This is a genomic window from Burkholderia sp. Ac-20353 (genome assembly GCF_017104785.1).
GTDB lineage: Bacteria > Pseudomonadota > Gammaproteobacteria > Burkholderiales > Burkholderiaceae > Burkholderia.
The window spans coordinates 1-2,813 of sequence record NZ_JAAGPL010000406.1 but is presented as its reverse complement, the minus strand read 5'-3'; the positions used below and the strand labels follow the sequence as shown (position 1 = coordinate 2,813).

At 65.8% G+C, this 2,813-nt stretch carries 2 protein-coding genes and 1 pseudogene; 1 reads left to right on the top strand and 2 read right to left on the bottom strand.

The features are described from left to right. A pseudogene (locus G3N94_RS40710) lies at positions 1-426 on the top strand (MFS transporter); the annotation flags it as partial. Between the two features lie 102 nt (positions 427-528). On the opposite strand, the gene G3N94_RS40705 reads toward G3N94_RS40710, so the two are convergent. Together G3N94_RS40705 and G3N94_RS40700 are read right to left on the bottom strand one after the other, a co-directional pair. Next, on the bottom strand, positions 529-1,671 hold the full coding sequence (locus tag G3N94_RS40705) for a branched-chain amino acid ABC transporter substrate-binding protein (RefSeq protein WP_205799819.1): 1,143 nt from the start codon (positions 1,669-1,671) through the stop codon (positions 529-531). 451 nt (positions 1,672-2,122) lie between these two features. Further along, positions 2,123-2,813: nitronate monooxygenase (locus tag G3N94_RS40700; protein ID WP_205799818.1), on the bottom strand; the 691-nt coding region annotated here is incomplete at its 5' end.

Sequence of the window (2,813 nt, the reverse complement as noted above, 5' to 3'; positions counted from 1 at the left end):
GGCACATCGATCATCCCGCGCACCCGCGTGAATTCCGCGCGCTTCGCGGGCGACGCGGTGCGCGCGCGGTTCGGCGCACCGCAGCTCGTGTTCGCGAGCGCGTCGCTCGCGTGCGCGGGGATGGTCGGCGCGCTGCTCGTGCCGTATCCGGCCGCGGTGCTCACGGGTTTCACGCTGATGGGGCTCGGTCTCGCGAACATGATGCCCGTGCTGTTCGCCGCCGCCGCGCGCGTCAAGGGCATCCACGCGGCCGAGAGCCTCGCGCACGTGGCCGGCCTCGCGTATTTCGGACTGCTGTTCGGTCCGGTCGCAATCGGCGCGGTCGCGCAGGTCGCGAACCTGACGGTCGGGCTCGCGGTCGTCGCGCTGTGTGCGGCGCTCGTCGCGGCCATCGCGCCGAAGGTGCTCGCGCACCTGAAGGTGTGACGCGCTTCCCGCTGCGCGCATCTCGCCCCGGCACGCGCCGAAAAAAAAGAAACGCGCATGCGTTGCCGCATGCGCGTTTCTACCCCTGCTGTTGACCGCTGCTTACATCTTCACTTCATCGAGGAACGTCTTCTTGCCGCCCTTGTAGTTGTACAGCGAAATCACGCCGTGCTTCAGGTCGCCCTTCGAATCGAAGGTCGTCGTCCCGATCACGCCCGTGTAGTTCGTGTCCGGCATGGCCGCGAGAATCTTCGCCGAATCCGTCGAGTTCGAACGCTTCATCGCGTCGACAATGATGTACACCGCGTCATACGTGAACGGCGCGTAGATCTGGATCGGCTGGCCGAAACGCTTCTCGTACTTCGCCTTGAACGCGCCGCCGCCCGGCATCTTCTCGAGCGACGCACCCGCTTCCGAGCACACGATGTTGTCGGTCGCGTCGCCGGCCAGGTCGGCCAGCTTTTCCGTGCACACGCCGTCGCCCGCGAGGATCCTCGCGCGCAGGCCGAGCTGCTTCGCCTGCTTCGCGAACGGGCCGCCCGTCGCGTCCATGCCGCCGTACATGATCGCGTCCGGATTCTCGCCCTTGATCTTGGTCAGAATCGCACGGAAGTCGACCGCCTTGTCGTTCGTCGCGTCGTGCGACACCACCTTCAGGCCGAGCGCCTTCGCCTTCTTCTCGAATTCGTTCGCGAGACCCTGGCCGTAAGCGGTCGAATCGTCGACCACCGCAACGCTCTTGATGCCCTTCGAATGCGCGTAGTTCGCGAGTGCCGGGCCCTGCTGCGCATCGGTCGCGACGACGCGGTACGTCGTCTTGAAGCCTTGCTGCGTGTAAGCCGGGTTCGTGGCCGACGGCGAAATCTGCACGATGCCCGAATCGCTGTAGATCTTCGACGCCGGGATCGACGTGCCCGAGTTCAGGTGACCGACCACCGCGACGACCTTGTCGTCGACGAGCTTCTGCGCGACCTGCGTCGCCTGGCGCGGGTCGGCCGCGTCATCCTGCGCATCGAGTTGCAGCGTGATCTTCTGGCCACCGATCGTGAGACCCTTGGCGTTGATCTCCTCGACTGCGAGACGCGCGCCGTTTTCATTGTCCTTGCCGAGGTGTGCAATCCCGCCCGTCAACGGTGCGACGTGGCCAATCTTGACGACTTGATCGGCGGCCGCGTTGCTTGCAGCTGCAACGCACAGCATCGCCGCTGCAGTGATCGGCAACAGCTTTTGCATCTTGATATTCATGTAAGTCTCCAGTTTCGGTCCCAGTAAACGCCATCGCGCGGTGCCCCGCTGCCATCCCTGTGCTTGCAATCACTGGACGATTCGCCGGTTGCATCGTTCATGCACTTGGCCTCAAGCACGTGAAACAGCCGCTTTTAGCAGCCACCCCCCGTACTTGCGCCGAAGTGTAGGTGATCAAATTAATTTGTGGGACTTTTTTGGGGTAGTGGTAACACTACCGATACATGTCCATATCAAACGCCTTTCTGAAATCTCTGTAAAGCCCGTGGGATAAGGGTTTCCGCTAGTTTCTTACAAGTCGGTGAAGGGTCGCTTTAAAGCACTCCCGCAGCATTTCGAATGGGTACTCGGTGTTCGGCATCGCTGAATGAAACGCGCGTTTCGGCACGCGCTTCATGTCGCCCGCTTGTCGCCCGCTTGTCGCCCGATTCATGTCGCCCGGAACGTGCGATCAACCGGCCGCCGCGCGCCATTCCGCGTCGAGCGCGCCGACCAGCTGCGCAGTCGTCAGCGCATCGCCGCGCCGCCGCGCGAGCGGCGCGCCCTGCCCGGCCCACAGCGACAGGTAGTCGCCGTCGTTCGCGCGCGCGGCAGCCTGGCGCAGCGGCTGCGTGAGCGCGTTCTGCACCGGATACGGTGCGACGTCGGCCATGCGTTCGCCGAGCCGCGCCATCAGCGTATTGCGCAGCCCGCGCGCATGACGCCCGGTAATCGCGCGCGTGACCTGCGTCGACGTGTCCGCGCTCGCGAGCAGGCGCGCTTTCCAGTCGGCAGCGATCGCGCTTTCCGCGCATGTCAGGAACGCGGTGCCGAGCTGCGCGGCCTGCGCGCCGAGCGCGAGCGCCGCCGCAATGCCGCGGCCGTCCATGATTCCGCCCGCCGCGAGCACGGGCAGGCCCGTCGCGTCGACGAGTTGCGGCACGAGCGCCATCGTGCCGATCAATGCGTCGTCGGCCGCGCCGATGAAGGTGCCGCGATGCCCGCCCGCCTCGGCGCCCTGCGCGGACAGCGCGTCGGCACCCGCCGCCTGCCACGCGAGCCCTTCGGCAACATGCGTCGCGGTGCCGATCACGTAGGTGCCGGCCGCCTTCAGCCGTGCGACGTCGGCCGCGTCGAGCACGCCGAACGTGAAGCTCGCAACG

Coding starts and splice junctions, on each gene's coding strand:
- G3N94_RS40705 (WP_205799819.1), bottom strand. CDS start 1,671: ATGAATATCAAGATGCAAAAGCTGTTGCCGATCACTGCAGCGGCGATG.